Origin of the sequence: Microbacterium sp. NPDC078428 (genome assembly GCF_044542535.1) — a bacterium.
Classification (GTDB): Bacteria; Actinomycetota; Actinomycetes; order Actinomycetales; family Microbacteriaceae; genus Microbacterium; species Microbacterium limosum.
In genome coordinates this window covers 1-26969 of record NZ_JBITUP010000002.1, presented here as the reverse complement: position 1 = coordinate 26969, position 26969 = coordinate 1, and the positions used below count along the sequence as shown (strand labels likewise).

At 71.2% G+C, this 26969-nt stretch carries 27 protein-coding genes; 12 read left to right on the top strand and 15 right to left on the bottom strand.

Annotated elements, in window-relative coordinates:
• Positions 1-43: 43 nt before the first annotated feature.
• From ACIGCK_RS04235 to xseA, 5 genes are read right to left on the bottom strand one after another with little or no spacing between them, the layout of a single operon-like run.
• The gene (locus tag ACIGCK_RS04235; RefSeq protein ID WP_396664069.1) at positions 44-1438 is read right to left on the bottom strand and encodes a class II fumarate hydratase; all 1395 of its coding nucleotides are present in this window, start codon (positions 1436-1438) and stop codon (positions 44-46) included.
• A 39-nt stretch (positions 1439-1477) separates the two neighbouring features.
• Positions 1478-2134: a carbonic anhydrase gene (locus ACIGCK_RS04230; protein ID WP_396664067.1), complete on the bottom strand. Its 657-nt coding sequence runs from the start codon at positions 2132-2134 to the stop codon at positions 1478-1480.
• Entirely contained in the window at positions 2131-2766 is a 636-nt protein-coding gene (locus tag ACIGCK_RS04225; protein ID WP_396664065.1) for a DUF4245 family protein, read from the bottom strand. The genes ACIGCK_RS04230 and ACIGCK_RS04225 overlap by 4 nt, the downstream gene beginning before the upstream one ends.
• Position 2767: 1 nt before the next feature.
• The gene (locus ACIGCK_RS04220) at positions 2768-2995 is read right to left on the bottom strand and encodes an exodeoxyribonuclease VII small subunit (protein ID WP_330170064.1); all 228 of its coding nucleotides are present in this window, start codon (positions 2993-2995) and stop codon (positions 2768-2770) included.
• A 40-nt stretch (positions 2996-3035) separates the two neighbouring features.
• Positions 3036-4304 carry an exodeoxyribonuclease VII large subunit gene (gene xseA / locus ACIGCK_RS04215; RefSeq protein WP_396664063.1) on the bottom strand — a complete coding sequence of 423 codons (1269 nt, stop codon included), beginning with the start codon at positions 4302-4304 and terminating at the stop codon, positions 3036-3038.
• Between the two features lie 91 nt (positions 4305-4395).
• On the opposite strand from xseA, the gene ACIGCK_RS04210 reads away from it, so the two are divergent.
• From ACIGCK_RS04210 to ACIGCK_RS04200, 3 genes are read left to right on the top strand one after another with little or no spacing between them, the layout of a single operon-like run.
• Positions 4396-5436, top strand: coding sequence for a 4-hydroxy-3-methylbut-2-enyl diphosphate reductase (locus ACIGCK_RS04210; RefSeq protein WP_396664706.1), 1041 nt, complete (start codon positions 4396-4398; stop codon positions 5434-5436).
• The gene (locus ACIGCK_RS04205) at positions 5433-6005 is read left to right on the top strand and encodes a DUF6264 family protein (RefSeq protein ID WP_396664061.1); all 573 of its coding nucleotides are present in this window, start codon (positions 5433-5435) and stop codon (positions 6003-6005) included. The genes ACIGCK_RS04210 and ACIGCK_RS04205 overlap by 4 nt, the downstream gene beginning before the upstream one ends.
• Positions 6006-6036: 31 nt before the next feature.
• Positions 6037-6588 carry an MOSC domain-containing protein gene (locus tag ACIGCK_RS04200; RefSeq protein ID WP_396664059.1) on the top strand — a complete coding sequence of 184 codons (552 nt, stop codon included), beginning with the start codon at positions 6037-6039 and terminating at the stop codon, positions 6586-6588.
• Between the two features lie 78 nt (positions 6589-6666).
• Here the strand turns inward: ACIGCK_RS04200 and fbaA are convergent, their stop codons facing one another.
• A complete protein-coding gene (gene fbaA, locus ACIGCK_RS04195; RefSeq protein ID WP_396664057.1) occupies positions 6667-7695 on the bottom strand; it encodes a class II fructose-bisphosphate aldolase in 1029 nt (342 codons plus the stop codon).
• A 185-nt stretch (positions 7696-7880) separates the two neighbouring features.
• On the opposite strand from fbaA, the gene glpX reads away from it, so the two are divergent.
• Both glpX and ACIGCK_RS04185 read left to right on the top strand, forming a co-directional pair.
• Positions 7881-8870, top strand: coding sequence for a class II fructose-bisphosphatase (glpX, locus tag ACIGCK_RS04190; protein WP_330170059.1), 990 nt, complete (start codon positions 7881-7883; stop codon positions 8868-8870).
• Positions 8871-9007: 137 nt separating this feature from the next.
• Positions 9008-9211 (top strand): UDP-N-acetylmuramyl pentapeptide phosphotransferase, encoded by a 204-nt coding sequence (locus ACIGCK_RS04185; RefSeq protein WP_330170058.1) that lies wholly within the window; start codon positions 9008-9010, stop codon positions 9209-9211.
• A 9-nt stretch (positions 9212-9220) separates the two neighbouring features.
• On the opposite strand, the gene ACIGCK_RS04180 is transcribed toward ACIGCK_RS04185, so the two are convergent.
• Together ACIGCK_RS04180 and ACIGCK_RS04175 are read right to left on the bottom strand one after the other, a co-directional pair.
• On the bottom strand, positions 9221-10501 hold the full coding sequence (locus ACIGCK_RS04180) for a DNA recombination protein RmuC (RefSeq protein ID WP_396664055.1): 1281 nt from the start codon (positions 10499-10501) through the stop codon (positions 9221-9223).
• Positions 10502-10556: 55 nt separating this feature from the next.
• Positions 10557-11159 carry a 3'-5' exonuclease gene (locus ACIGCK_RS04175; RefSeq protein WP_396664053.1) on the bottom strand — a complete coding sequence of 201 codons (603 nt, stop codon included), beginning with the start codon at positions 11157-11159 and terminating at the stop codon, positions 10557-10559.
• A 77-nt stretch (positions 11160-11236) separates the two neighbouring features.
• Here ACIGCK_RS04175 and ACIGCK_RS04170 point away from each other — a divergent pair, with 77 nt between their 5' ends.
• The 3 genes from ACIGCK_RS04170 to ACIGCK_RS04160 all read left to right on the top strand — a co-directional run bounded on the left by ACIGCK_RS04170 (position 11237) and on the right by ACIGCK_RS04160 (position 13846).
• Complete coding sequence (locus ACIGCK_RS04170) at positions 11237-11989, top strand: class I SAM-dependent methyltransferase (protein WP_330170055.1); 753 nt, start codon at positions 11237-11239, stop codon at positions 11987-11989.
• A gap of 50 nt (positions 11990-12039) precedes the next feature.
• Positions 12040-13113: a redox-regulated ATPase YchF gene (gene ychF, locus ACIGCK_RS04165; protein WP_396664051.1), complete on the top strand. Its 1074-nt coding sequence runs from the start codon at positions 12040-12042 to the stop codon at positions 13111-13113.
• 67 nt (positions 13114-13180) lie between these two features.
• Positions 13181-13846, top strand: coding sequence for an alpha/beta fold hydrolase (locus ACIGCK_RS04160; RefSeq protein WP_396664049.1), 666 nt, complete (start codon positions 13181-13183; stop codon positions 13844-13846).
• 130 nt (positions 13847-13976) lie between these two features.
• Here the strand turns inward: ACIGCK_RS04160 and ACIGCK_RS04155 are convergent, their stop codons facing one another.
• The 4 genes from ACIGCK_RS04155 to ACIGCK_RS04140 form a co-directional block, all read right to left on the bottom strand.
• Positions 13977-14630, bottom strand: coding sequence for an arsenate reductase ArsC (locus ACIGCK_RS04155; protein WP_396664047.1), 654 nt, complete (start codon positions 14628-14630; stop codon positions 13977-13979).
• Entirely contained in the window at positions 14627-15043 is a 417-nt protein-coding gene (locus ACIGCK_RS04150; protein WP_396664045.1) for an arsenate reductase ArsC, read from the bottom strand. Before ACIGCK_RS04150 ends, ACIGCK_RS04155 begins: the two co-directional genes overlap by 4 nt.
• Before the next feature lie 68 nt (positions 15044-15111).
• Entirely contained in the window at positions 15112-15990 is an 879-nt protein-coding gene (locus tag ACIGCK_RS04145) for a metalloregulator ArsR/SmtB family transcription factor (protein ID WP_396664043.1), read from the bottom strand.
• A gap of 26 nt (positions 15991-16016) precedes the next feature.
• The gene (locus ACIGCK_RS04140) at positions 16017-16979 is read right to left on the bottom strand and encodes a cation diffusion facilitator family transporter (RefSeq protein WP_396664041.1); all 963 of its coding nucleotides are present in this window, start codon (positions 16977-16979) and stop codon (positions 16017-16019) included.
• A gap of 55 nt (positions 16980-17034) precedes the next feature.
• Between ACIGCK_RS04140 and ACIGCK_RS04135 the strand changes: the two genes are divergently transcribed.
• The 3 genes from ACIGCK_RS04135 (at position 17035) to ACIGCK_RS04125 (ending at position 20395) form a co-directional block, all read left to right on the top strand.
• On the top strand, positions 17035-17433 hold the full coding sequence (locus tag ACIGCK_RS04135; protein ID WP_396664039.1) for a hypothetical protein: 399 nt from the start codon (positions 17035-17037) through the stop codon (positions 17431-17433).
• 41 nt (positions 17434-17474) lie between these two features.
• Positions 17475-19658, top strand: a complete 2184-nt coding sequence (locus tag ACIGCK_RS04130) for an MMPL family transporter (RefSeq protein ID WP_396664037.1) — start codon at positions 17475-17477, stop codon at positions 19656-19658.
• Positions 19659-19801: 143 nt separating this feature from the next.
• The gene (locus ACIGCK_RS04125; RefSeq protein ID WP_396664035.1) at positions 19802-20395 is read left to right on the top strand and encodes an isochorismatase family protein; all 594 of its coding nucleotides are present in this window, start codon (positions 19802-19804) and stop codon (positions 20393-20395) included.
• Here the strand turns inward: ACIGCK_RS04125 and ACIGCK_RS04120 are convergent.
• Positions 20380-21819, bottom strand: a complete 1440-nt coding sequence (locus tag ACIGCK_RS04120; protein WP_396664033.1) for a helix-turn-helix domain-containing protein — start codon at positions 21817-21819, stop codon at positions 20380-20382. The genes ACIGCK_RS04125 and ACIGCK_RS04120 overlap by 16 nt on opposite strands.
• A gap of 106 nt (positions 21820-21925) precedes the next feature.
• On the opposite strand from ACIGCK_RS04120, the gene ACIGCK_RS04115 reads away from it, so the two are divergent.
• Positions 21926-23800, top strand: coding sequence for a phosphoenolpyruvate carboxykinase (GTP) (locus tag ACIGCK_RS04115; protein ID WP_396664031.1), 1875 nt, complete (start codon positions 21926-21928; stop codon positions 23798-23800).
• Positions 23801-23855: 55 nt separating this feature from the next.
• On the opposite strand, the gene ACIGCK_RS04110 is transcribed toward ACIGCK_RS04115, so the two are convergent.
• Positions 23856-25766, bottom strand: coding sequence for an ABC transporter ATP-binding protein (locus ACIGCK_RS04110; protein ID WP_396664029.1), 1911 nt, complete (start codon positions 25764-25766; stop codon positions 23856-23858).
• Between the two features lie 159 nt (positions 25767-25925).
• On the bottom strand, positions 25926-26969 hold a 1044-nt coding region (locus ACIGCK_RS04105; protein ID WP_396664027.1), incomplete at its 5' end, for an aldehyde dehydrogenase family protein.

Below are 26969 nucleotides of genomic sequence, written 5' to 3'. Positions count from 1 at the left end.
ACGACGCGCTCTCGCGCTCGCCGCGCCGCGTTCCGGGTGCGGATCAGCCCGCGTGCGTCATCGAGAGCAGGTCGAGCTTCTCGTCGAGCTGCTGCTCGGTGAGCTCGCCGAGCTCGATGTAGCCGAGGTCGATGACCGCCTCACGGATGGTGATGCCCTTCGCGACGCTGTGCTTGGCGATCTTCGCCGCCGCCTCGTATCCGATCAGCTTGTTCAGCGGCGTCACGATCGACGGCGACATGCCCGCGAAGGCAGCCGCGCGCTCGAGGTTGGCCTCGAGCCCGCGGATCGTCTTGTCGGCGAGCACGCGCACGGTATTGGACAGGAGCCGGATGGATTCCAGCAGCGCCGTTCCCATGACGGGGATCGCCACGTTCAGCTCGAACGACCCCGAGGCGCCGGACCACGCGATCGTCGCGTCGTTGCCGATGATCCGCGCGCACACCATGAGCGTCGCCTCGGGGACGACGGGGTTGACCTTGCCGGGCATGATCGACGAACCCGGCTGGAGGTCGGGGATGTGGAGCTCGCCGAGGCCCGTGTTGGGGCCGGAGCCCATCCATCGCAGGTCGTTGTTGATCTTCGTCAGCGAGACCGCCACCGTCCGCAGCGCTCCGGATGCCTCGACGAGCGCATCGCGGTTGGCCTGCGCCTCGAAGTGGTCCTTCGCCTCGGTGATCGGCAGCTCCGTCTCGGCCACCAGCAGCTCGAGCACCTTCTGCGGGAACCCCAGGGGCGTGTTGATGCCCGTGCCTACGGCCGTGCCGCCGAGGGGCACCTCGGCGACGCGCGGGATCACGGCGTGGACGCGCTCGATGCCGAGGCGCATCTGGCGCGCGTACCCGCCGAACTCCTGTCCCAGCGTGACCGGCGTGGCGTCCATGAGGTGGGTTCGCCCGGACTTGACGGCGTCCTTCCACAACTCGGCCTTCTCCTCGAGGGCGACCGCGAGGTGGTCCAGGGCGGGGATGAGGTCGTCGATGAGCTCCTGCGTGACGGCGACGTGCACGGAGGTGGGGAAGACGTCGTTCGAGGACTGCGACGCGTTGACGTGGTCGTTCGGGTGGACGGGTCGTCCGAGGCTCGCGGAAGCCAGGGTGGCGAGCACCTCGTTCATGTTCATGTTCGACGAGGTGCCGCTGCCGGTCTGGTAGACATCGATCGGGAACTGGTCGGCGTGCTCGCCCGAGATCACCCGGTCGGCTGCGGCGGCGATGGCGTCGGCGATGTCGCCCTCGAGCGTGCCGAGCTCCTTGTTGGCGAGCGCGGCCGCCTTCTTGATGCGGGCGAGGGCGACGATCTGCGCGGGGTCGAGGCTGTCGCCCGAGATCGGGAAGTTCTCGACGGCCCGCTGGGTCTGAGCGCCGTAGAGGGCGGATGCGGGAACGCGCACTTCGCCCATGGTGTCGTGCTCGATGCGGTAGGCGGTGTCGGTCACGTCGTTGTCCTCCTGTGAGTGGTTCTTGTCCGGGTGGGATCAGGCCGCGGCGTCGTCGGTCCGGCCGACGACCACCTCGGGGATCGCGGTGCCCTCGGCGAGGCGGTAGTTGGCGCCGACGATGGCGACGCGCCCGTCGGCGACGGCCTCGCTGATCAGTTCGGAGGCGCGCAGCAGCTCGGCGACGGTGTTGCGCAGGTGCGCGCGACCGACCTCTTCGGCATCCACCGTCTCGGGAGTGACGCCCTGATCCGCGCCCGCCGCCAGGACGGAGCGGGCGGCTGGCACGATCGGCGCGATCTGGCGCCAGATGAGGGCGGGCAGCTCGGGCGCATCCGAGCGGGTGCTCTCGATCGCCGCGCCCACGGCGCCGCAGGCGTCGTGGGCGAGGACGACGATGAGGGAGACATCGAGCACGGCGACGGCGTACTCGAGGCTGCCGACGACGGAGTCCGAGATCACCTGGCCGGCGTTGCGAACGACGAACAGGTCGCCGAGGCCCTTGTCGAAGATGATCTCCGCCGCCAGGCGCGAGTCGGAGCATCCGAACAGCGCCGCCCGGGGCTTCTGTGCCGTGGCCAGCTCGTTGCGGCGTTCGACGTCCTGTCGCGGGTGGCGCGGCTCTCCCGCGACGAAGCGCGCGTTGCCGCGCTTCATCTCGGTCCAGACCTTCGCGGGGGTGGGGCGGTCGTTCATGGGCGCTCCTCCTGGAGGTCGGTGATCTGGGTGGCCAATGTCGCCGCCAGCTGCTCGGTGAGCTCGGCGGGCGTCGATCCGTAGACGAGGACGTAGTCGGGGCCGGCCTGCGTGCCGAGCGCGTACGAGATGTTCCCCGTCTGCGCCGGATCGCGGGGCTCGAAGACCTGCCACCTCACGCCCCCGAGGTCGATCTCGTCGGCGGGGGCCGTGCCGCGCAGCTCCCCGCGGGCCCAGGTCTCCTCCGCGTCGAAGGCCTGCGAGAAGCGCAGGAACCCCTGCTCGCCCGGCGCGTAGACGATGTCCCAGGTGGAGGTGCCGGCGGACTCCGAGCTGACGGAGGCGGCGTTCACGCGCCACTCCTGCGGCGCGGCGGGAACCAGGACGGGGCGCTGATAGGTCTCGGCGACCTGCTCGGCGATGGGGGCCGGATCGATGCTGGCGCGCTCGGGCAGCTCCCCGCGCGGCACCACGAAGACCATCACGACCACCATCCCCACCGTGACCAGAAGCGCCGCGATGAGATTGCGGAAGGTCTGGCTGGAGCGGTAGCGCGCCGACGACTCCGCCTTGCGCGCGGCGGTCTCCTCGGGGGTCTCGGGCCTGCCGAGCTCGGCGACGACGCGGGCCATGTCAGGCCCCCGATCGCTCGGACGCGTCGGTGCCGCGCGCGGCATCCAGCCGGCGCTTGGCGCCGAGGAGCCATTCCTCGCATCGCTGAGCGAGCGCCTCGCCGCGCTCCCACAGCTGCAGGGACTCCTCGAGAGTGGGGGATCCCTGCTCGAGCTGCGCGACCACTCGCTGCAGCTCGTCACGTGCCTGCTCGAACGAGAGCGTGGCGGTGTCGGCCTGCTCCGTCATGATTCCCATCCTCTCACGCGCGTGCGCGCGCTCTGCCGCCTCACGGTGCCGTGCCGCCGAGCGAGCGCACGGCGAACTGGCCGTTTGCGACGCGCACGAATCCCTCCGCGCCCTCCGGGGCGTCGCGGGGATCGCGCACGATGCGGTCGTTCATCTGGACGATCGCGTATCCGCGGTCGAGCGTGTGCTGCGGGCTCAGCGCGCGCAGGGTGGCGCGCAGCTCGGCGGACCGGCGGTCGGCGTGCGCCATGAGGCGATCCACGGCGGCGCGTCCCCGCCCGATCGCCTGCGCGACCTGCGCAGCGCGTTCGTCGAGCCCGCGCTCGGGCGCGCGCAGCACGGGCCGCGAGCGCAGTTGCTCGAGCTGCGCAATGTCGTGGGCCACCCGCTGCTGCAGCCGGGAGCCCAGGCGGGCCCGCAGCTGGGCGACCATCGCCCGCTGCTCGGAGACGTCGGGCACGACGCGCTTGGCGGCATCCGTCGGCGTCGACGCGCGCAGGTCGGCGACGTCGTCGAGCAGGGGGTGGTCGTTCTCGTGCCCGATCGCACTGACGACCGGGGTGGATGCCGCGGCAACGGCCCGCAGCAGCCGCTCGTCGCTGAAGCCGAGGAGCGTCTGCGGGTCGCCGCCGCCGCGCGCGATGATGATGACGTCGACGTCGGCGTCGGCGTCGAGCCGCCGGAGCGCGCCGATCGTCTCGGGGACGCAGCGATCGCCCTGGACGGCGGCGTGGATCGTGCGGAAGCGGACCTGCGGCCACCGCAGCTCGGCGTTGCGGTGCACGTCCTTCTCGGCGTCCGAGCGCTCGCCGGTGATCAGCCCGATGACGTGGGGCAGGAACGGCAGCGGCCTCTTGCGGGCCTGATCGAACAGGCCTTCCGCGCGCAGCGCCGCGCGAAGTCGTTCGAGCTTCTCGAGCTGCTCGCCGAGGCCGACGTGCCGCATGGCGGACACGGTGAAGGAGAAATCGCCCGAGCGGACGAAGTAGTCCGGCTTGATGCAGGTCACGACATGGTCGCCGACCGCCATGTCCTCGGTCAGGCGCGAGCGTGTGCTCGACCACAGGCGGAACGACAGCGTCGCGTCGGTCCCGCGGTCCTTGAGACGGCCGAACACGTTCCCGCCGCGCACGTTCCAGGAGGTGATCTCGCCCTCGACCCAGACCGAGCCCCATTTCTCCACGAAGCCGCGGATGGTCTCGTTCAGCCGTGAGACCGACGTGGGGGCCTGCGGGCTCGACTCGCGCGGGTGCACGGAGTCGGCGGGGGGCTGTTCGCCGTCTGCGACGGCGGGCTGGAACGTCGTCATCTCATCCTCGTCGGGGCGTGCGGGGCGGCACTCGGCCCGTGCGCGGGGGCACGCCCGTACAATCGTCAGGGTGACTACCCCGACCGTCCACATGCCCGTTCCCCGCATCCCGGGGCGTTCGGGCCGGCTTCAGGATATCCCGGTGCCCGGACAGAAGCGGGTGCTGCTGGCCGCTCCCCGTGGATACTGCGCGGGTGTGGACAGAGCCGTCGTCGCCGTCGAGAAGGCGCTCGAGCGCTACGGGGCACCCGTCTACGTGCGCAAGCAGATCGTGCACAACATCCACGTCGTGACCGAGCTCGAGAGCAAGGGGGCGGTCTTCGTGGAGGAGGTCGACGAGGTTCCGGAGGGCGCGCACGTGGTCTTCAGCGCGCACGGCGTCTCTCCCGCGGTCGTCTCCGCGGCATCCGACCGGCGCCTGCAGGCCATCGACGCCACGTGCCCGCTCGTGACCAAGGTGCATCGCGAGGCGGTGCGGTTCGCGCGCGACGACTTCGAGATCCTGCTGATCGGCCACGACGGGCACGAGGAGGTCGAGGGCACCGCGGGCGAGGCGCCCGACCACGTCACGGTGGTCAACTCGCCCGAGGACGCCGACACGGTCGAGGTGCGCGACCCGTCGAAGGTCGTGTGGCTCTCGCAGACCACGCTGTCCGTCGACGAGACGATGGAGACCGTGCGCCGGCTGCGGGAGCGCTTCCCCCAGCTGAGCGATCCGCCCTCCGACGACATCTGCTACGCGACGCAGAACCGGCAGGTCGCGATCAAGAAGGTCGCGCGCGACGCCGACCTCGTCATCGTCGTGGGATCCGCCAACTCCTCCAACAGCGTGCGTCTGGTCGAGGTCGCCCTTGAGCACGGGGCCAAGGCCGCCTACCGCGTCGACTACGCCGACGAGGTCAAGCAGGAGTGGCTGGAGGGCGTCGAGACGGTCGGCGTCACCAGCGGCGCCTCCGTTCCCGAGGTGCTCGTGAAGGAGGTGCTCGCCGACCTGGCGGGCGCCGGCTACCGGGACGTGGAGGAAGTGCGCACGGCGGAGGAGGACCTGATGTTCTCGCTGCCCAAGGAGCTGCGCCAGTCGCCGAGCGGACAGCGCGACAGCCGGGGCCTCGGAGGCCGGGGCCGCGCATGAGCGATCCCGACCGCGACGCACGACCCCGTCCGCAGTTCGGCGAATACGCGAGCCCGGAGGAACAGCAGGCGCGCATCCGGCAGCCGGACGCGACCTGGGCGCTCCGATCGGGACAGGCGCCCGACGAGGCGGATCCCCCCTCGGCGCCCCCGGCCCCGGCGACCCCGGCTCGAGCGCCCGCCGCGCACCCCCGTCGTCGCACGATCGACCGCATCGCGACCTTCGCCCTGCTCGGATACGGCCTCTTCCAGGTGCTCACCTCCATCCCCGCGCTGACGGACTTCCCCGCCTACGCCGAGATGCTCCTGGAGGTCATGGGCGCGCAGGCGGAGCTGTCGGATCCGGCGGCCGGACGCGGGTGGGGGATCGCCGCCGCGCTCGTGCTGGGCCTCGGCTGGATCGCCACGGCGTGGGTATCGTGGCGCAGCCTGCGCGCGGCGCGACTGACGTTCTGGATCCCGCTCGTCGCCGGCATCGTGTTCAACATGATCGCGAGCACGCTCATGCTGATCCCGCTCCTGAACGACCCCGCGGTGCGGGGCGCGCTGGCCGCCGTCGTCGGCGCATAGCCTCGCCGGCGGGCGCCCGTATCATGGCCGGATGCCGAGCCTCCTCGCCGTCTGCGTCGTCCATCAGCTGCTGCCCGAGGCCGGCAGCGCGGGGGTGACCGCGATCGACAAGCGCCCCCTCGCGCGCGGGGCGAAGGTCGGCCCGTTCGGCCTGCGGGGTGACGTGCAGGTCAACCGCAAGCACCACGGCGGGCTCGACAAGGCGCTCTACGCCTACGCGCAGGAGGACGCCGAGTTCTGGGAGAAGGAACTCGGACGCGAGGTGCCGCCCGGGTACTTCGGGGAGAACCTGCGCACCGAGGGGATCGACGTCAACGCGGCGCGCATCGGCGAGGTGTGGCGCATCGGCGAGCGCGTCGAGGTTGCCGTGACGATGCCGCGGACTCCCTGCCAGACGTTCTCGCGGTGGGTCGGCGGTGCCGACGAGCGGGGCTGGGTCAAGCGGTTCGCCGCAGAGCGTCGCCTCGGCCCCTACCTGCGCGTCGTGCGAGGGGGTGTCGTGCGTCCCGGGGACGAGATCGTCGTGGTCGCAGCCCCCGATGACGCGCCCGGACTGCTCGACGGCTTCCGCAGCCCCGCCTAGAACGACGGATGCCCCGACCCTGCCCTCGAAAGAGCGCCGGGTCGGGGCATCCGTGACCGTTCCGGGGGGCTGTGCGGATCAGCCCTGCGACTTGCCGGCGGAGCCGAGCTGCCGCGTCGCCGCGACGACACGGGCGGCCATCGCCGACTCGGCCACCTTGCCCCACGCGCGCGGGTCGTAAGCCTTCTTGTTGCCCACCTCGCCGTCGATCTTGAGCACGCCGTCGTAGTTCTGGAACATGTAACCCGCGACCGAGCGCGTGAAGGCGTACTGCGTGTCGGTGTCGATGTTCATCTTGACCACGCCGTTCGCCACGGCGAGCGCGATCTCCTCGTCGGTGGAACCGCTGCCGCCGTGGAAGACCAGGTCGAGGGGCTTCGGACCGGTGCCGAAGCGCGCCGCGATGCCCTCCTGGATCTCGCCGAGCAGCTCCGGACGCAGCTTCACGTTGCCCGGCTTGTAGACGCCGTGGACGTTGCCGAACGTCAGCGCGGAGATGTAGCGGCCCTGCTCGCCGAGTCCGAGGGCCTCGACGGCCTTCGTCACGTCGGCCACCGTCGTGTAGAGCGCCTCGTTCGAACCCTCGTGCGCGACGCCGTCCTCCTCGCCGCCGACGACCCCGATCTCGACCTCGAGGATGGCGTTGATGTTCTTCAGGCGGGGCAGGAGCTCCTTCGCGATCCGGATGTTCTCATCCAGCGGCACGGCCGAGCCGTCCCACATGTGCGACTGGAAGATCGGGTTGCGCCCGGCCTTGACCTCTTCCTCCGATGCCTCGATGAGGGGCATCACGAAGCCGGGAAGGGCCTCCTTCGGGCAGTGGTCGGTGTGCAGCGCGACGGTGACCGGGTAGTTCTTGGCGACCTCCGTCGCGAACTTCGCGAAGGCGAGCGCGCCCGCCGCGCGCGCCTTGACGGTGTGGCCGGCGAAGTAGTCGGCGCCGCCCGTGGTCACCTGGAGGATGCCGTCGGAGCCCGCCTCGGTGAGACCCTGCAGGACGGCGTTGATCGTCTGGGAGCTCGAGACGTTGATCGCCGGGTAGGCGAAGCCGCCCGCCTTCGCGCGGTCCAGCATGTCGGCGTACTGCTCGGGGGTTGCGACGGGCATGGCAGCTCCTTCGTATCGGGTCTCGTGCCGCGTGCCACTCTAGCGAAGCGCGCGGCCGGCGGCGGGTGGGGTCCGGGCCACCCGCACGGCTCCCGCATGACGGGCGGTTAAGAAACGCGATTCCTTCGTTTCCAGGCGTCCAGAATCCCGATGCCCGCCTCGCCCGGCTGGCTAGGCTGGCCCGCATGGTGAGCATCACGGGGGACATGAGCCCTCTCCATCCCGACCGCAACCTCGCACTCGAGCTCGTCCGCGCCACCGAGGCCGCCGCGATCCGTTCGGTGCCCTTCATCGGTCGGGGCGCCAAGGAGGCCGCCGACGGCGCCGCCGTCGACGCGATGCGCGCCTTCCTCACGACCGTCAACTTCGACGGCGTCATCGTCATCGGCGAGGGCGAGAAGGACAACGCGCCCATGCTCTTCAACGGCGAGAAGGTCGGCACGGGCCGGGGGCCGCAGTGCGACGTGGCGGTCGATCCCATCGACGGCACGTCGCTCACGGCCGCGGGCCGCAACAACGCCCTCTCGGTCATCGCCGTCTCCGACCGCGGGTCGATGCTCGACGCGTCGACGGTGTTCTACATGGACAAGCTCGTCACCGGACCGGCCGGCGTCGGCGTCGTCGACATCCGCCTGCCCATCGGGGAGAACATCCGCCTGCTCGCGAAGGCCCTGGGCAAGCCCGTCGACGAGATCGTCGTCTCGGTGCTCAACCGCCCCCGTCACGAGAAGCTCATCGCCGAGATCCGCGAGGCGGGCGCGGGCACGCGCCTCATGACGGACGGCGACGTCGCGGGCGGCATCAACGCCGCCCGCCACAACGCCCGCACCGACATGTGCGTCGGCATCGGAGGAAGCCCCGAGGGCATCGTCACCGCGTGCGCCATCAAGGCGCTCGGGGGTCATATCCAGGGGCGGCTCTGGGCGCGGGACGACGACGAGAAGCAGAAGGGGCTGGATGCCGGCCTCGCGCTCGACGGCCACGTCTACGAGGCCGACGACATGGTGAAGGGCAGGAATACGATCTTCGTCGCGACGGGGGTCACCGACGGCCAGCTCGTCGCGGGGGTGCGGCGCGAGGGCGACTACGTCTACACGGAGAGCATCGTGCTGCGGGGCGCGTCGGGCACGCTTCGGCGCATCACCTCCGAGCACCTCACGTCCAAGTGGCTGTGAGCCGCCGGTCGCGGGCGGGGCGCGAGGACGCCGCGACCTGATCGTTACCTGACCCTCGCGCGGTCATCTGCGAGAATGGAGCCGCCAGTCAGCGTCGACGGTGGACCTCAGTACACAGCAGACACGGGACGGAACGCATGAGCACTGCTCAGGAACCCAGGACCGGCGCGATCGCCGTCGTGCAGAACGCCGTCGATCCCGCTCGACGGGAGGACGTCCTCCTGCGCGTGCGCCGGGAAGAGGGCCACGAGGTCAGCCCGTGGTGGCTGGTCGGGGCCTTCGTCTTCGTCGCGGGGACCGTCGTCGCCCTCATGAGCCTCATCCCCGGCGGCGGCGTCTGATCGCAAGACTCACTCGGCGAGGCGGGCTCGCACGGCGGCGAGGTCCCCGTCGCTCTGGAGTGCACTGTCGCTCTGGAGTGCAGTGTCGCGCGGGAGCGCCTCGTCGCCTCGCGCGTCGTGGGCCGGGGGCGACAGCTCCGGCGCCGTGATCGCCCGCGTGGTCGCCGCGAGCGGAGCCGCCTCGGGGAGCAGCTTCGTGTCATCGATCCCAGGGAAGCGCCGCGCGGTCGCGAGGACGCGGCTCTCGAACGACCCCGCGAAGGCGTTGTAGCTCTCGACGGCTCGCTCGAGCGATCGGCGCAGGGTCTCGGCGTGGCCGGCGAGGGTGCCGAGGCGTGCGTAGAGCGTGGTGCCCAGATCGAAGAGCTGCTTGGCCTCGGCGGAGACGTCCTCCTGCGTCCAGGCGAAGGAGACCGTCTTCAGCACCGCCCAGAGGTTCACGGGGGATGCCAGCGCCACCCTCTTGCCGAACGCGTAGTCCAGCAGCGCCGGGTCGGCATCCAGCGCCGTGGCCAGGAGCGACTCGTTCGGCAGGAAGCAGACGACGAACTCCGGCGCCGTCTCGAGACCGCTCCAGTACGCCTTGCGCGCGAGTGCGTCGATGTGCGCGCGCACGGCCCTGACGTGCCGCTGCAGCAGACTCAGGCGCCGCTCTGCGTCCTCGCCCGTCGCGGTGAGCGGGATGGCGGCCGCCTCGAGATACGCATCGAGGGGGACCTTCGCGTCGACGGGGATGGCGGCACCGCCGGGGAGGCGGATCACCATGTCGGGGCGCCCTGCGCCGGCGTCGGAATTGATCGATGCCTGCGTCGTGAAGTCGACGTGCCGTGTGAGCCCCGCCGCTTCGACGATGTTGCGCAGCGCCGCCTCGCCCCACACTCCGCGCGTGCCGTTGTCGCGCAGGGCACCCGCGAGCGATTCCGTCGTGCGGCGCAGCTGCTCGTCGGTCTCCAGGGAGAGGCGCAGCTGAGTCGAGATGGCCCCGTACTGCGCCGTGCGCTCCCGCTCGAGGTCGGCGACCTGACGCTGCATCGTGTGCAGCGTCTCCCGCACGGGGGCCAGCGCCTCGAGCACCGCGTGCTCGCGGCGCTCGCGCTCCGCGCGTTCGGCCTGAGAGGCCCGCTCCTGCGCCAGCTGATCGCGCAGCCCCGCGACGAGCGACTCCGCGCCATCCGCGCGCGCACGGGCGGCGCCCAGCTCGGCCGCTCCGCGGGAGCCGCGCACGACCCACCCGATGAGGGCGCCGAGCAGGGCGGCGACGGCGAGGGTGGCGATGGTCACGGCATCCATGGCCCCATCGTGGCACCGGGCTCGGACACCGGCGGGTGCGCGCGCCGCGCGGGGGTCAGGCCACCCGTGCGGCCGCGGCGGCCGCCGGGGCGGCGGCGAGCGCGGAGATCCGCACGCCCGCGACGGCGACCAACGTCGGCACGTCCCGCGCGCCGTGCCGACGCGCGGCATCCACGACGATGTGCGCGCACGCCTCCGCGTCGGCCCGCGCGTCGTGGTGGGCGAAATCGGCGAAGCCCGCGGCCGCCGCGACGCGGGGGAGGCGGTAGGAGTCCAGCTCGTAGGAGCGGCGCGCCAGCTGCAGGGAGCACAGGTAGCGATAGGGCGGGCACGCGTCGCCGGTGGCCTCGCAGGCCCGTCGGATGACGTTCATGTCGAAGCCGGCGTTGTGGGCCACGAGAACGTCGGCGCCCGCGAAGGCGCAGAGATCGTCCAGCTGGGCGCTCCACCCCTTCGCCCCGACGACGTCCTCGGCCCGGATGCCGTGGATGCCGATGTTGACGGGGGCGAACGCGTCGTGGCCGGGCGGCGGCTGGATGAGCCATCCCGCGCGGGCGACGACGCGCCCTCCCCGGACGCGCACCATCCCCACGGCGCAGGCCGACGCGGTGCTGGAATTCGCCGTCTCGAAGTCGATCGCGGTGAAATCCAGGGACACGCGCTCAGCCTCGCAAGGCCCGGTCCGGGCCGGCGGCAGGCGCGCCGCGGACGGCGCGGTCGACATAGGCTCGGGCCATGGATGACGGACAGGGGCTGGCGAGGTCGTTCGGGCGGGCCGCCGCGGCCTACGACACGGGCCGGCCGGGGTATCCCGCCGCGGCGGTGGCGTGGATGCTCGCTCCCGTGGCGATCGACCCCGGCATCCGCGTCGCCGACGTCGGAGCCGGCACGGGCAAGCTGACACGGGAGCTGGCGGCGCTCGGGGCCGACGTCGTCGCGGTCGATCCCGACCCCGTGATGCTCGAGCAGCTGCGCGCGGGAGTCCCCGGCGTGCGGACCGTCGAGGGCACGGCGGAACGGATGCCGCTGCCCGACGCATCCGTCGACGCCGTCCTGCTCGGCCAGGCATGGCACTGGGTCGACCCCGATGCCGGATCGGCCGAGGCCGGTCGCGTGCTGCGGCCCGGCGGTGTGCTCGGGCTCGTCTGGAACGTCCGAGACGAGCACGTGCCCTGGGTCGCGCGCCTCACCGAGATCGTGCACGGCAGCAACGCCGAGCGGCTGATCGCGGAGGGCGGTCCGCGGGTCGCCGACCCGTTCGCCACGCTGGAGCGACGCGAGTGGACGTGGTCGCGGCGGATGTCGCCCGCGACCGTCCTCGAGATGGTGCGCTCGCGCAGCTACGTCATCACGGCGGCGCCCGACGAGCGCGCCCGCATCGAACGAGAGGTCGTCGCCCACGTGGCCGCGCACCCGTTGCGCGCCGGCGACGGCTCGATCGAGATGCCCTACGTGACGCACGCGTTCCGGGCCGTCGTCGGCGGCTGAGGCCGGCCCCCGGAGGAATCCACCGGCGCACCGCCGTAGACTCGATGCCCGTGGCTCTCACTATCGGCATCGTCGGCCTGCCCAACGTCGGCAAGTCCACCCTCTTCAACGCACTGACGAAGAACGACGTGCTCGCCGCGAACTATCCGTTCGCGACGATCGAGCCGAACGTCGGGGTCGTGAGCCTGCCCGACCCGCGCCTCGCGCAGCTGGCCGAGATCTTCGGCAGCGAGCGCATCCTGCCCGCGACGGTGTCGTTCGTCGACATCGCGGGCATCGTGCGCGGCGCGAGCGAGGGCGAGGGCCTGGGCAACCAGTTCCTCGCCAACATCCGCGAGGCCGACGCGATCGCGCAGGTCGTCCGCGGCTTCACCGACGACGACGTCGTGCACGTCGAGGGCGGGGTGAACCCCAAGAACGACCTCGAGACGATCAACGCCGAGCTGCAGCTGGCCGACCTGCAGACCCTCGAGCGCGCGATCCCGCGCATCGAGAAGGAGGTCAGGGGGAAGAAGAGCGATCCGAGCGTGCTCGAGGCCGCGACGGCGGCGCGGGACGCGCTGGAGCGGGGCGTGCTGCTCTCGCACTCCGACCTGGACCTCTCGCCGATCAGGGAGCTCGGGCTGCTGACCGCGAAGCCGTACATCTACGTCTTCAACGTCGACGAGGCGATCCTGACGGATGCCGCGGCGAAGGCGAGCCTGGAAGAGCTCGTCGCCCCGGCCAAGGCCGTCTTCCTCGACGCCAAGATCGAATCGGAGCTCATCGACCTCGACCCCGAGGACGCGGCGGAGCTGCTCGCCTCGACGGGGCAGGAGGAGTCCGGCCTCGACCAGCTCGCGCGCATCGGCTTCGACACGCTCGGACTGCAGACCTACCTCACGGCCGGTCCGAAGGAGTCCCGCGCCTGGACGATCGGCAAGGGCTGGAAGGCGCCGCAGGCGGCGGGAGTCATCCACACCGACTTCGAGAAGGGCTTCATCAAGGCCGAGGTCATCTCGTTCGACGACCTGATCGAGGCGGGGTCGGTTCTCGATGCCCGGGCCAAGGGCAAGGCGCGCCTGGAGGGCAAGGACTACGTCATGCAGGACGGCGACGTGGTGGAGTTCCGCTTCAACGTCTGAGCCCCGAAGGCCGTGCCGGCAGGGCGCCGGCGACGAACGATGACCGTCCCCAGAGAGGACCCGAGCAATGACCGACACCCAGATCTTCGACGCCGACGGCCGGGCGATCCCCTTCGCCGTCGAGGGTGACGGGCCCGCCCTGGTGCTGATCGCCGGTCTCGGCCTGGGAATCGACTATCTGGGCGCGCTCGCCCATTCGGTCTCGGAGGAGGACTTCCGCGTCATCCGGCTCGGCACCCGCCGCGTCCCCTCCGACCCGTCCGCATCCGTGACGATGAGCCAGCTGGCGCAGGACGTCGTCGACGTCCTCGACGAGCTCGGCATCGCGGACGCCTGGATCGGCGGTCACGAGTTCGGCGGCGCGGTCGCGCGCATCGTCGCCCTCGAGCATGCCGACCGCGTCAACGGAGTACTGCTGCTCGGCGTCGACGAGCCCGCCTCGTCGCCGGGGGCGGTGGAGGCTCCTGAGCACCTGCGCGACGACGCGGTCGCACAGATGCAGCGTTCCGCGCGCGGCTCGGCGCAGCTGCCCCCGCTCGCGCCCGCGGTTCCGGTGCTTGTCATCCAGGGAACGGAAGACCCGGTCGCGCCGGCCGCCAACGGCGACGCGCTGCAGGCGGCGGCGCCGGACCGGGTCAGCGTCGTGCGCGTCGAGGGCGGAGGCCACCTCTTCCCGGCGACCCACGTGGGTGCCACCTCATGGGCCATCGAGGACTACCTCGACTGGGACTGACGTCCGATCGACGCCGCCCCGGGTGGGAGGACGTCGCATCAGCAGAGAGCGACGAGGATGCCGCGACCCAGCGATCGTAGGAGCGCCAGGGGTATACCGACACGGTACGTGCGCCCTCCGACGCCCGCGCTCAGCGCGGGGGAGCGCTCGTGAGCTCCGCGAGCAGGTGCTCGACCCGGTCCCGGATGTCGTCGCGAACGGCGCGCACCCCGTCGAGGTCGAGACCAGCCGGGTCGGCGAGCGGCCAGTCCAGGTAGCGCTTGCCCGGGTAGATGGGGCAGGCATCCCCGCACCCCATCGTGACCACGGCATCCGCGGCGCGCACGACGTCGTCGGTCAGCGGCTTGGGGAAGTCCTGCCCCACGTCGATCCCGATCTCGGCGAGCACCTCGGCGACGGAGGGGAGGATGCCGGCGGCCGGCTGCGACCCCGCCGATCGCACGTGTACCCGGCCTCCCGAGAGCTGGCGCGTGAGGGCGGCGGCCATCTGCGAGCGTCCGGAGTTCTGCACGCAGACGTAGAGGACCTCGGGAACGGGCTTGGCGACGAGGCCCTTGGACTGCGCCAGGGCCGTCAGCCGATCGCGGGCGAACTTCTCGGCGAGCGCGGGCAGGTGGGTCGACACCGTCGCGGTGCGCCCCAGGGCGGCATACGACTCGAACACCACACGCTCGACGGTCTCCTCGTTGACCATGCCGGCGAAGTGCTGCGCCAGTCGCTCCGCGGCGCGCTGCAGGACGGCGTCCGAGGACAGCAGCGCGTCCTGGCCGCGGGCGGTGCTCATGCGCGGGCCTTCTCGGGGAGCAGGTCGCCGATCAGCGCTTCGATGCGGCGGCGGATCTCGTCGCGGATCGGGCGGACGGACTCGATGCCCTGTCCCGCCGGGTCGTCCAGCTCCCAGTCCTCGTAGCGCTTGCCGGGGAAGATCGGGCAGGCGTCGCCGCATCCCATCGTGATCACGACATCCGATACCTCGACTGCCTCGACCGTCAGCACGTTCGGGGTGTGCCCCGCGATGTCGATGCCTTCCTCCGCCATCGCCTCCACGGCGATCGGGTTGATCCGGTCCTTCGGCGCCGAGCCGGCCGAGAGCACCTCGACGTCGTCGCCGGCGAGCGCGCGCAGGTATCCGGCGGCCATCTGCGAGCGTCCGGCGTTGTGGACGCAGACGAAGAGAACGGTGGGCTTGTCGGTCATGATGCTCCTCACGGTCACCTAATGATAGACCGCGGTCTATGTATCGATGGTGAACGCCGGGTGAACGCTCACGCGGGTCGCAGATCCGCGGCGAGCTCGCGCACCCGGAGCTCGATCTCGTCGCGGATCCGTCGCACGTCCGCGAGCGGCAGCCCGGCGGGATCCGCGATGTCCCAGTCGACGTAGCGGATGCCCGGGTAGACGGGGCAGGCGTCGCCGCATCCCATCGTGACCACGACGTCGGCGGCGCGCACGACGTCGTCCGTCAGTGGCTTGGGGAACTCGCCGCCGATCCCGACCCCGATCTCGTCGAGCGCGCTCACGACGGCCGACCGGATCTCGCCGCGGGGCTCGGAGCCCGCGGACCTGATCACGACGTCCGGCCCGGTGAGGTGGCGCAGCAGGGCGGCGGCCATCTGAGACCTGCCGGCGTTCTGCGTGCAGACGAAGAGCACCTCGCGCGCGGCGGGGACGGCGTCGTGGGCGAGCGCGGCCTCGAGCCGGGATGCCGCGAACGCGCTCGTGCGGGAGGCGAGCATCCGCACCCCCGTCGTGGCGCTCAGCAGATCGTGGCTCTCCTGCACGTGGCGGCGGATCGTGTCGCGCCCGAGCACGCCGCGATAGCGCGCGCCGAGGTCGTCGGCGATGCGGTCGAGGTCCACCGGGGGCGTCGGGGGTGCCGCCGCCGGCGCCGCGACGATGTCGGCCAGCTGCTCGGCGTCGCCGGGCGTCAGGGAGTACCACGCCTCGCGGCCCACAGGATCGCGCTCGACGACGCCCGCCTCGCGGAGAACCCGCATGTGGTGGCTGATCGTCGGCTGGCGAAGGCCCAGGTCGCGCGCCAGGTGGCCGACGAGTGCCCGCCCGGCCGGCGCACCGCGCAGGAGCGCGACGATCCGCGCGCGGGTGGGGTCGGCCATCACCGCCAGTCGCGCCGCAGCATCCATAGATGCGAGTCTATGCTCCGGCCGTGTCACACGTGCCGTGAGCCCTCGTCTGGATGCGAGGGCGGCTCGAACTGGAAGGTGGAGTGCTCGATCGAGACGACGAAGTGCTCCGCGACGCATTCCTGCAGGTCGTTCAGGAGCGCGGCCGTGTGGCCGTCGGTGAAGCACTCCTCGTCCACGACGACATGCGCGCTCAGCACGGGGAGGTTCGATGCCACGCGCGAGGCGTGCAGGTCGTGGACCTCCCGCACGTGCGGGAGCGCGAGGATGTGGGACCGGACGGCCGCCAGATCGAGACCCGGGGGAGTCTGCTCCATCAGCACGCTGCCTGCCGCGCGCAACAGGACGAGGGTGCGGGGGATGATCAGCCCGGCGATGAGGATGCCGACGATCGCGTCCGCCCGCTGCCAGCCGAACAGTGCGATGCACAGGGCGGAGACGATCACGCCCACCGACCCCAGCGCGTCGTTGACGACCTCGAGGAACGCCGCCCTCATGTTGAGGTTCGAGCGTCGCCCACCCGCGAGCACCAGGAGGGCGACGACATTGGCGACGAGGCCGATCGCTCCGAAGACGACGAGCGGCCCCGCGAGCACCTCCGGGGGCGAGAACAGCCGCCGGACCCCTTCCACGAGGGCGAAGACGCCCACTCCGAGCAGCAGGGCGGCTTGGGCGAGGGCACCGAGCACCTCCGCGCGAGCCCATCCCCACGTCCGACGGTCGGAGGTCGGCAGATCGGCCAGACGCGAGGCCACGACCGCCGTCGCGAGGCCGGCGACGTCGGTGAGCATGTGCGCGGCATCGACGAAGAGGGCGAGGCTACGGGTCATCACCGCGCCGATCACCTCGACGACGAGCACCGCCGCGGTGAGTGCCAAGGCGATCTGCAGGCGCGTACGCGAGGCGCCGGCGGTGTGGTCGTGCCCGGCTGTGCCGCCGGGCCGGTGCCCGTGGTCACCGCCTCCCGCGTGTCCGTGTCCTGCTGCCACGCGAACAGGTTAGCCGGGGACGTCGCCGCGCATGCGCGCCGCTAATCTGTAGATCGTGGGCGACACGGTGGGACTCATTGCCGAGATCTTCACCTGGATCGGTGCGGGGCTCGGAGTGGGCCTCCTCCTCATCGCCCTCATCGCGCGGCTCGCCGATGGTGACTGGGTCGCGGTGCGTGCCGTCGTCGAGCAGACCGACCACGGACCCGTCGTGCGCTGGTTCGACGACGACGGCAACGTCAACGAAGCCCCGCTCGGCGCCGCGGACGTCCGGCACATCGGCTCCCGCGACATGGCCGACATCCACTACCGGCGCGGCTGGCGGAACAAGATGCGCATCGAGGCCAGCTCCCACGCCGTGCGATTCCTCGTCCGCCTCGGGCTCCTCATGCTCGGCGTGGGACTTGCGGCGTTCGTCATCGGCTGGATCCCCCTGATCATCGAGAGATGGTGATCCCTCGCGCCGGGGACATTTAGCTAGCTAAGCTAGCGATCGTGAAAACCATCTCCCGGCCGCCCCGGCTTCTGCGCATCGGCCTACCCGTGCTGCTGATCCTCGTCTGGCTCGTCGGCGGCTCCATCGGCGGGCCCTACTTCGGCAAGGTCGACGAGGTCTCCACCAATGACCAGTCGTCGTTCCTGCCCGCGAGCGCCGATGCGACGGCCGTCCAGGAGCGGCTGGCGGGGTTCCTCGGCGCGGATTCGGTGCCCGCGCTCGTCGTCGTGACGGGTGAGGGCGAGCTGACCTCCGAGCAGACGGCCGATGTCGCCGCGCTCGCCGAGGACCTCGCCCGGGTCGACGGCGTGACGGGGGATGCGTCCCCGCCCGTCCCGTCGGAGGACGGCCAGGCGCTGCAGATCTTCGTGCCGATCGATGCGGACGCCGAACTGCGCGAGAGCGTGACGGAGCTGCGCGACCTCGTTGCCGGCCTGCCCGCACCGCTGGATGGCTGGGTGACGGGACCCGCGGGCTTCACGGCCGATCTGACCGAGGGCTTCCTCGGCATCGACGGGCTTCTGCTGGCGGTCGCTCTCGGCGCCGTCTTCGTCATCCTCGTCATCGTCTACCGTTCGCCGCTGCTCCCCCTGCTCGTGCTCGCCTCCTCGGTCTTCGCGCTGTGCGTGGCCCTGCTGACGGTGTGGTGGCTCGCCTTCGCGGGGATCTTCGTGCTCAACGGCCAGGTGCAGGGCATCCTGTTCATCCTCGTCATCGGTGCGGCGACCGACTACGCCCTGCTCTACGTGGCACGGTTCCGCGAGGCGCTCGCCGGCGGCCAAACGCGGTGGGATGCCGCGGTGTCCGCCTGGCGAGGAGCGTTCGAGCCGATCCTCGCCTCCGGCGGCACCGTCATCGCGGGCCTGCTCTGCCTCCTGCTCTCGGATCTCGCCAGCAACAAGGCGCTCGGCCCGATCGCCTCCATCGGGATCGCCTTCGCGATGCTCTCCGCCCTGACCTTCCTGCCCGCGCTGCTGGCGGTGTTCGGCCGGGCGGCCTTCTGGCCGTTCGTGCCCAAGCCCGAGGCGATCGCCGGCGACCCGGTCGCGGGTCGGGGCGTCTGGCCCGCGACGGCACGCTTCGTCGCGCGCCGCGCCCGCAGCATCTGGATCGTGTGCACGGTGGGCCTGCTCGCCGCGACGGTCGGCGTGCTGCAGCTGGAGGCCGACGGGGTCGCCTCCAGCGACCTCGTGCTGGGGTACTCCCAGGCCAGGGACGGCCAGGAGGTCCTCTCCGAGCACTTCCCGGGCGGATCGGGCAGCCCCGCCTACGTCGTCGTTCCCGAGGGCGACGTCGCCGCGGCGGTCGACGTCGTGGAGGGAGTCGACGGCGCCGACGACGTCGCTATCGCGTCGGGGGACTCGCCGACCGGGCAGGCGGCGGTCACGGTGCGGGACGGCGAGGCCGTCTTCACGGCGGTCGGGCCGCCCGGCACTCCGGAGCCCGCGCCGACTGTCTCCGACGGGGACGTGCTGCTGCAGGTCACTCTCTCGGATGCGGCCGACTCTCTCGCAGCCGAGGCGACGGTGGAGGATCTGCGCACCGCGTTCGATGCGGAGCTGGGGGAGGGCGTGGCGCAGGTCGGCGGCGTGACCGCGGTCGCGCTCGACACCAATGCGACATCCATCCGCGACCGCACCCTGATCATCCCCGTCGTCCTGGTGGTGATCCTCGTGATCCTCATGCTCCTGCTGCGATCCGTGCTGGCTCCCGTACTGCTCGTCGCGACGGTCATCGTCTCGTTCGGGGCGGCGCTCGGGGTGAGCGCGCTCGTGTTCGAGCACGTCTTCGGGTTCCCCGGGGCAGACCCCGCGGTGCCGCTCTACGGCTTCGTGTTCCTCGTGGCGCTCGGCATCGACTACAACATCTTCCTCATGACGAGGGTGCGCGAGGAGTCGCTGCGGCACGGCACCCGCCCCGGCATCCTGCGAGGCCTGGTGGCGACCGGCGGCGTCATCACGTCGGCGGGTCTGGTCCTCGCCGCGACGTTCGCCGCTCTCGGGGTGATCCCGATCCTCTTCCTCGCCCAGATCGCGTTCATCGTGGCCTTCGGCGTGCTCCTGGACACCTTCATCGTGCGCTCGCTGCTCGTGCCGGCCCTCGCCCACGACATCGGCCGGGCGATCTGGTGGCCGAGCAGGCTCGCGCGGCGCGAGGTGGACGAGGCGGCGGCGCGCCCGTAGCGCGCCGGGCGGCGGCTCGCCCGAGAACAGGCGATTCGCTCGAGACAGGCCGATCCCGGCTGTGAGCTCCTGTTCTCGGGCGAACCCCTGTGCTCGTACGGACGGCCGCTGACGGATGCCGCGGCGCGGCGTACCCTCGGAGCATGACCAAGGCCCTGTTCATCGTCGACGTTCAGAACGACTTCACCGAGGGAGGCGCGCTCGCCGTGGAGGGCGGTGACGCGGTCGCGGAGCGGATCAGCGCCCACCTCGCGGAGCATGCGGGCGAGTATGCGCTCATCGTGGCGTCCCGAGACTGGCACGATGCCGACAGCGACAACGGCGGCCACTTCCACCCCGAACCGGACTTCGTGGACACGTGGCCGATCCACTGCGTCTCCGGAACGGCGGGCGCCGAGTACGACCCGGGCCTGGACACGTCGGCCGTGACCCATCACGTCAAGAAGGGGCAGGGCGTCCCCGCCTACTCCCTCTACGAGGGCACGACGGATGACGGGCGCCGTGTCTCGGAGCTGCTGGAGGAGCACCACGTTCTCGACGTCGACGTCGTCGGGATCGCGACCGATCACTGCGTTCGCGCCTCCGCCCTCGATGCGATCGAGCACGGCCGTCGGGTGCGGATCCTCACCGCCCTCGTCGCGGGGGTCTCCGCGGAGGCCAGCGAGCGCGCCCTCGCGGAGCTGGCGCATGCGGGGGCGGAGATCGTCGCGGGTGAGGGGCCTCAGCCCTCGGCGTGACGCTCGAGGAACGCGTACACCTCGGAGTCGTCCACCCCGGGGAACGCCCCGCGGGGCAGGGGTGAGAACATCTGCGTGTGCACCCGTGCGGACGGCCACGCCTTGCCGTCCCACCGGTGCGCGAGGTCTGCCGCGGGTCGGCGGCAGCACGCTTCGTCCGGGCACGTCGATACGGCGCGCGTCGAGCTCTCCCTCCCCCGGAACCATCGCGCATCGTCGAAGGGCACTCCGACCGTGATCGAGAACTCCCCGTCGGGGGTCGTGCCCGTCTGCGTCGAGCACCAGTAGGTGCCGGCGGGCGTGTCCGTGTACTGGTAGTGCTCGGTCGTGCGATTCTGCTGCGAGAAGGCGCTGCGCGCCGAGAACTTGCGGCACACGATCTGACCCTCGACGGAGCCCGTGACATCCATCGGCAGCGGGAGGCCGTCGTTCTCGTAGACGCGCTGCAGCGAGCCGTTGTGATCGACCCGCAGGAAGTGCAGGGCGATGCCGAGGTGCTGCGTGACGAGGTTGGTCATCCGCATGCCTGCGGCCTCGTGGGTGACGCCGAACGCGTCGCGGAAGTCCTCGACGGCAAGGTTGCGATCCTTCTTCGCCTGCTGCAGGAAGGCGACGGCGTTCGTCTCGGGCATGAGACAGCACGCGGCGAAGTAGTTGATCTCGAGTCGCTGCTGCAGGAAGTCGGCGTAGTCGGTGGGCCTGGTGTGCCCGAGCAGACGGTGCGCCATCGCCTGCAGCGCCATGGAGCGCAGGCCGTGGCCGCCGGGGATGGATGCCGGGGGCAGGTAGATGCGCCCGTTCTCGAGGTCGGTGATCGAGCGCGTGGAGGAGGGCAGGTCGCCCGCGTAGATCAGCTCGAAGCCGAGCTTGTCCGCCATGATGCTCACCGTGCGGTGCGTGAGCGCGCCCGATGTGTGTCCCGCGGCGCGCAGCTGCTTCTCGGCGAGACGCTCGATATCGGCGAGGTAGTTGTGGCGGTCGCGCATCCGCAGCCGTAGCTCCGTGTTGGCCCGGCGCGCCTCCTCGGGGGTCGCGATCGCCTCCCTCTCCCTGCGCTGGAGCTCGTGGTGCAGGCCCAGCAGCGACTCGATCGTCTCGTCGGAGATGCCCTTGGTGACCCGGACCGGTGCGATGCCCAGTCGGCGGAACACCGGGCTCGCCTGGGCGCGCTCGAGCTCGATCTCCAGCGCGGCGCGTCGGTTCGGCGGCTCGCCCGAGATGAGATCGGACACGTCGGTCTCGGTGGCGTCGGCGATCGCCTGCAGCAGGGAGAGCTTCGGCTCGCGCTTGCCGTTCTCGATGAGGCTCAGCTGACTGCCCGCGACGCCAACGCGCGCGCCGAGCTCGTCGAGCGTCAGTCCCGCCCCCAGGCGGTGGTGACGGACCCGATGACCCAGGGTGGAGAGTTCGATGCCGGTCGCCATGAATTGAGGATAGCGAAGGAATCACGATTCTTTCGAGCGAATTCCGGACAAATCGCACGGGAAAGTCGGTGAGATGGAGGAAACCCGACCTGTAATGGAGCGACAGATGGCCCTCGCCGAGACCTTCACCAGCCGCACCCCTTCCACCCCCGCGCGATCGATGGCCGCGTTCGGCCGCCGCCCGGCCGACGAGCCCGGTCTCCGGGAGCTCTTCGCGTGGGTCGACGAGATCGCCGCGCTGACCCGGCCCGACCGCATCCACTGGATCGACGGATCCGCCGCGGAGAACGATGCACTGCTGCGGCAGATGGTCGACGACGGCACGCTCATCAAACTCAATCCGGAGTGGCGCCCGGGCTCCTACCTGGCACGCTCGCACCCGGGAGACGTCGCGCGGACCGAGGGGCGCACGTATATCGCGTCGGAGCGCGAGGAGGATGCCGGGCCGACGAACAACTGGGTGGCCCCTGAGGAGATCCGCGGCACGATGACCGAGATCTTCGCCGGCAGCATGCGCGGGCGCACGATGTACGTCGTGCCGTTCTCGATGGGCGCCGTGGGCGGCCCCCTCTCCCACATCGGCGTCCAGCTCACCGACAGCCCCTACGCCGTGGTCTCCATCGGCATCATGACGCGAGTGGGCGCCGAGGTCACGCGCCAGATCGCCGCCGGAAAGCCGTGGGTCAGGACGGTGCACTCGGTGGGAGCCCCCCTGGCGCCTGGCGAGAAAAGCGATGCCTGGCCCTGCAACGAGGAGAAGTACATCGTCCACTTCCCCGACACGCTCGAGGTGTGGTCGTACGGATCGGGGTACGGCGGCAACGCGATCCTCGCCAAGAAGTGCTTCGCGCTGCGGATCGCCTCCGTCATCGGACGCGACGAGGGATGGCTCGCCGAGCACATGCTGCTCATCCGGGTGATCGATCCGCAGGGCCGCAGGTACCACGTCGCCGCGGCGTTCCCGTCCGCGTGCGGCAAGACGAACCTCGCGATGCTGCGCCCGACCATCCCGGGATGGCGCGTGGAGACGCTGGGAGACGACATCGCGTGGCTGCGGCCGGGGGAGGACGGCCGCCTCTGGGCGATCAACCCCGAGGCCGGCTTCTTCGGCGTCGCTCCCGGTACCGGCGAGTCGACGAATGTCACGGCCGTCGAGACGCTGTGGGGCAACACGATCTTCACCAACGTCGCCCTGCGGCCGGACGGAGACGTCTGGTGGGAGGGTCTCACGGACGAGGCGCCCGCGAACCTGACCGACTGGGAGGGCAACCCGTGGACGCCGGACTCCGGGCGGCCGGCGGCGCACCCCAACTCCCGTTTCACCGTCAGCGCCGGGCAGTGCCCGCAGATCGCCGAGGACTGGGATGCCGCGGAGGGCGTGCCCCTCGACGCCATCCTCTTCGGGGGTCGCCGTGCGACGAACGTGCCCCTCGTGGTCGAGGCCACCGACTGGACGCACGGCGTCTTCATGGGCTCCAACATCTCCTCCGAGCGCACCGCCGCCGCCGAGGGGACGCTGGGCGAGCTGCGCCGGGACCCGTTCGCGATGCTGCCCTTCTGCGGCTACAACATGGCGGACTACTTCGGGCACTGGCTGGCAGTGGGTCAGAAGCTCCGCTTCGACCGGGCTCCGCGCGTCTTCCAGGTGAACTGGTTCCGTCGTGGGGACGACGGCCGCTTCCTGTGGCCGGGATTCGGCGACAACGCACGGGTCATCGAGTGGATCGTGCGGCGTCTGAACGGCGAGGTCGGCGCCGTCGACAGCCCGATCGGGCGGCTGCCCCGGACCGAGGACCTGAACCTCTCGGGGATCGACGTGCCCGAGGCCGATCTCGAGGAGCTGTTCTCGGTCTCGCCGCAGACGTGGCAGATCGAGGCCGATCTGACGGAGGAGTTCTACGCGACCTTCGACGGCAGGGTGCCGCCCGCGCTGTACGCCGAGCTCGCCGCGCTGCGATACCGCCTGAAGCAGGCCGGCTAGTACGCCCTCGCGTGCGGGCGGGGCGCCCCGCACGCGAGGTGGGCGGACGCCGCCGCTAGACGAGCAACTGGTGCCGGGCGAGCTCCCGGTACAGCGGTGTCGATTCCACCAGCTCGGCGTGCGTTCCCGTGCCGACGACGCGCCCCTGCTCGAGCACGACGATCAGGTCGCTGTCGACGACCGTCGACAGTCGGTGGGCGATCACGAGCAGCGTGCGGCCCTGGGCGACCGCATCGATGGCCTCCCTCATTCGCTGTTCGTTGACGCCGTCCAATGACGACGTCGACTCGTCCAGCAGCAGCACGGGAGGCGCCGCCAGGATCGCTCGTGCGATCGCGAGCCGCTGCCGCTCGCCGCCGGAGAGCATGACGCCGTCCTCGCCGACGGGGGCGTCGATCCCCAGCTCGTTGCGCTCGAGCACGTCGCCGAGGTTGACCTCCCGCAGCACGCGCTCGCAGTCGGCGTCGGATGCCTCGGGTGACGCGAGCCGCAGGTTGTCCGCGATTGTGCCGGCGAGGGTGGGGGCATCCTGCTCCACGTAGCCGAAGCGGGCACGCAGATCCGTGCGTGCGATGTCGCGCACATCGACGCCGTCGACGAGGATGGAGCCGTTCGTGGGGTCGTAGAAGCGCTCGATGAGCGAGAGGATCGTGCTCTTGCCCGCACCGCTCGGGCCGACGAGCGCCACGCGAGCGCCCCGAGGGACGGCGAAGCTCACCCCGCGCAGCACCTCGCGCGCGGGCTCCGGCTCGGGCGCCCCGTCCGAGACCCGCGGTTCGACGTGCGCCTCCTCGAGCAGCGAGCGCGCCTCCGCGGCGGCCTTCTCCCGCGCGGCGATGACGGCATCGGGGTAGCGGAAGCGCACGTCGCGGAAGGCGATCGCGGGCACGGTGTCCGCGACGGCCACGGCATCCGTCCCGACCCGTTCGCGGGGGACGCCGTCGCCGGCGTCCTCGGTCGGCAGGTCGAGCACCTCCTGGATGCGGCCGAGCGCCCCCAGGGCCTGGTTGACGCTCGTGATGGCGCCGAAGGTGGTCGCCAGCGGCGCGATCAGAAGGAAGAGGAACATCACGAAGGTCACCAGCTGCGCGATCGAGATGGCGCCCGCCGCGACGCGGAAGCCGCCGACCCCGAGGACGGTGAGGAGCGAGAGCTGCATCGCGATGCCGGCGACGGGGACGACGAGCGCGGAGACCTTGGCGATGCGCACGCCGACGTCGTAGGCCTCGCTCGCCATCCTCGTGACGGAGGCGACCTCGCGGTCGGTCGCGCCCGCCGCGCGCACCGTGCGGATGGAGCCGACCGCGCGCTCGACGCCGCTGGCGAGTTCGCCGACCTTGATCTGCTGCTGCGTCGACGCCGTGCGGATGCGCCCGCTCAGCAGCACCACCACGACGACCGAGCCGCCGATCACGAGCAGGATCAGACCGAGCAGGAGCGGGTCGATGAACATCATGGCGAGCAGGGCGCCGACGAGGATCAGGGCGTTGCCCACGGCATCCGCGAGCCCCTGTGTGAGCACCGCGTAGAGCAGCGTGGTGTCGGTGCCCACGCGGGAGACGAGGTCGCCGGTGCGGCGCGCGTCGAATTCGCTGACCGGGAGGTGGAGGATGCGGGCGATCAGCTTGCGGCGGCTGGAGTACACCACCGCGGTGCCCGTGCGCTGCAGCAGGTAGTGCTGGTAGCCGGAGATCACCGAGGAGACGACGACGAAGCCGATGAGCAGCCAGATGAGGATGCCGAGGTCCAGGCCCTCCTGCACGCGCGAGATGACCTGACCCACGAGGAGGGGCTGGACGAGGGTCGCGCCGGCACCCAGCACGCTGAGGACCGCGACGACGACGAGCACCTTCTTGTGCTCGAACAGGAAGGGCAGCAGCTGCCGGAACGTGGCGCGTGGGCCATCGGGGTCGGGACGATTCCGGCGGCCGCGTCGCGCGGCAGGGGCGGGGGAGGGGGTGCTCATCGAGGGTTCCTGATCCTGGGGCGGTTGTCGCTCCACCACGACCGTACTTCCCCCCGGCGTGAGAGGGGACACCCGGCGGCCGGCGGAGCGCCCGGATCCCGGCCCCGGACGTGCGTGAGGCCCGCACCTGCCCCAGGTGCGGGCCTCACGGTCGTGGTGTCAGTGGGCCATGTTTGCGAGGGCTTGGGGGTCGATGGTGGCGATGGAGCGGGTGTCTTGGAAGGCGCGGATGCCTTCGATTCCTTGTTCGCGGCCGTAGCCGGATTGCTTCATGCCGCCGAAGGGGGCGCGGAGGTCGAGGCGGGTGGCGCCGTGGTCGTTGATCCAGACGTATCCGCAGATCAGTTGGGATCCGACGCGGTGGGCGGTGTCGGGGTTGGCGGTCCAGACCGATCCGCATAGTCCGCCCCAGGTGTCGTTGGCGAGGCGGATGGCTTCGTCTTCGGTGTCGAAGGGGATGATGGGGATGACGGGTCCGAATTGTTCCTGGGTGACCACGCGCAGGCCCGGGTCGGGGTCGATGACGATCGCGGGGCGGAGGAAGTTGCCGCCGGCGAGGTCTCCGGTGGGGAGGGTGCCGTATTCGCGGACGTCGGCGCCGGCGTCTTTGGCTTCTTGGATGATGTCTTCCACGAATGCTTTCTGCGCGCCCTGGTGGAGGGGTCCCATGGTGGTGGCCTGGTCCAGGCCGTGTCCGAGGACGACGTTGTTCAGGCGGGTTTCCAGGCCGGTGACGAGTTCGTCCAGGCGGGAGCGGTGCACGAAGACGCGTTTGGCGTTCATGCAGATCTGTCCGGTGCTGTCGTAGATCGCGGCGTAGAGGCGGTCCAGGTGGGTGTCATCGAGGAGCGCGTCTTCCAGGAACACCGCCGCGTCGTTGCCGCCCAGTTCCAGGGTGACGCGGGTGAGGGAGCGGGCGGCCATCTCGGCGATGCGCTTGCCGCCGCCGACGGACCCGGTGAAGCAGACCTTCGCGATGTCGGTGTTCTGGATCAGGCCGGACATGTTCTCGTCCTTGCCGGTGACGATGTTCAGCACCCCGGCGGGCAGTTTCTCCGCCACCCGCTGCACCAGCCGGGTGGTCGCCAGCGGCGCCGAGGGCGGCGGCTTGACGATCGCGGTGTTCCCCGCCAGCAGCGCGTGGGGCAGCGCCGCGCCCAGGATCGCGATGGGCCAGTTGAACGGCACGATGATCGTCACCGC

Coding starts and splice junctions, on each gene's coding strand:
- fbaA (WP_396664057.1), bottom strand. CDS start 7,695: ATGCCCGTCGCAACCCCCGAGCAGTACGCCGACATGCTGGACCGCGCG.
- ACIGCK_RS04145 (WP_396664043.1), bottom strand. CDS start 15,990: ATGGATGCTGCGGCGCGACTGGCGGTGATGGCCGACCCCACCCGCGCG.
- glpX (WP_330170059.1), top strand. CDS start 7,881: ATGGTGAGCATCACGGGGGACATGAGCCCTCTCCATCCCGACCGCAAC.
- ACIGCK_RS04230 (WP_396664067.1), bottom strand. CDS start 2,134: ATGAACGACCGCCCCACCCCCGCGAAGGTCTGGACCGAGATGAAGCGC.
- ACIGCK_RS04170 (WP_330170055.1), top strand. CDS start 11,237: ATGGATGACGGACAGGGGCTGGCGAGGTCGTTCGGGCGGGCCGCCGCG.
- ACIGCK_RS04210 (WP_396664706.1), top strand. CDS start 4,396: ATGCCCGTTCCCCGCATCCCGGGGCGTTCGGGCCGGCTTCAGGATATC.
- ACIGCK_RS04160 (WP_396664049.1), top strand. CDS start 13,181: ATGACCGACACCCAGATCTTCGACGCCGACGGCCGGGCGATCCCCTTC.
- ACIGCK_RS04220 (WP_330170064.1), bottom strand. CDS start 2,995: ATGACGGAGCAGGCCGACACCGCCACGCTCTCGTTCGAGCAGGCACGT.
- ACIGCK_RS04185 (WP_330170058.1), top strand. CDS start 9,008: ATGAGCACTGCTCAGGAACCCAGGACCGGCGCGATCGCCGTCGTGCAG.
- xseA (WP_396664063.1), bottom strand. CDS start 4,304: ATGACGACGTTCCAGCCCGCCGTCGCAGACGGCGAACAGCCCCCCGCC.
- ACIGCK_RS04120 (WP_396664033.1), bottom strand. CDS start 21,819: ATGGCGACCGGCATCGAACTCTCCACCCTGGGTCATCGGGTCCGTCAC.
- ACIGCK_RS04110 (WP_396664029.1), bottom strand. CDS start 25,766: ATGAGCACCCCCTCCCCCGCCCCTGCCGCGCGACGCGGCCGCCGGAAT.
- ACIGCK_RS04205 (WP_396664061.1), top strand. CDS start 5,433: ATGAGCGATCCCGACCGCGACGCACGACCCCGTCCGCAGTTCGGCGAA.
- ACIGCK_RS04225 (WP_396664065.1), bottom strand. CDS start 2,766: ATGGCCCGCGTCGTCGCCGAGCTCGGCAGGCCCGAGACCCCCGAGGAG.
- ACIGCK_RS04150 (WP_396664045.1), bottom strand. CDS start 15,043: ATGACCGACAAGCCCACCGTTCTCTTCGTCTGCGTCCACAACGCCGGA.
- ACIGCK_RS04180 (WP_396664055.1), bottom strand. CDS start 10,501: ATGGATGCCGTGACCATCGCCACCCTCGCCGTCGCCGCCCTGCTCGGC.
- ACIGCK_RS04200 (WP_396664059.1), top strand. CDS start 6,037: ATGCCGAGCCTCCTCGCCGTCTGCGTCGTCCATCAGCTGCTGCCCGAG.
- ACIGCK_RS04115 (WP_396664031.1), top strand. CDS start 21,926: ATGGCCCTCGCCGAGACCTTCACCAGCCGCACCCCTTCCACCCCCGCG.
- ACIGCK_RS04155 (WP_396664047.1), bottom strand. CDS start 14,630: ATGAGCACCGCCCGCGGCCAGGACGCGCTGCTGTCCTCGGACGCCGTC.
- ACIGCK_RS04125 (WP_396664035.1), top strand. CDS start 19,802: ATGACCAAGGCCCTGTTCATCGTCGACGTTCAGAACGACTTCACCGAG.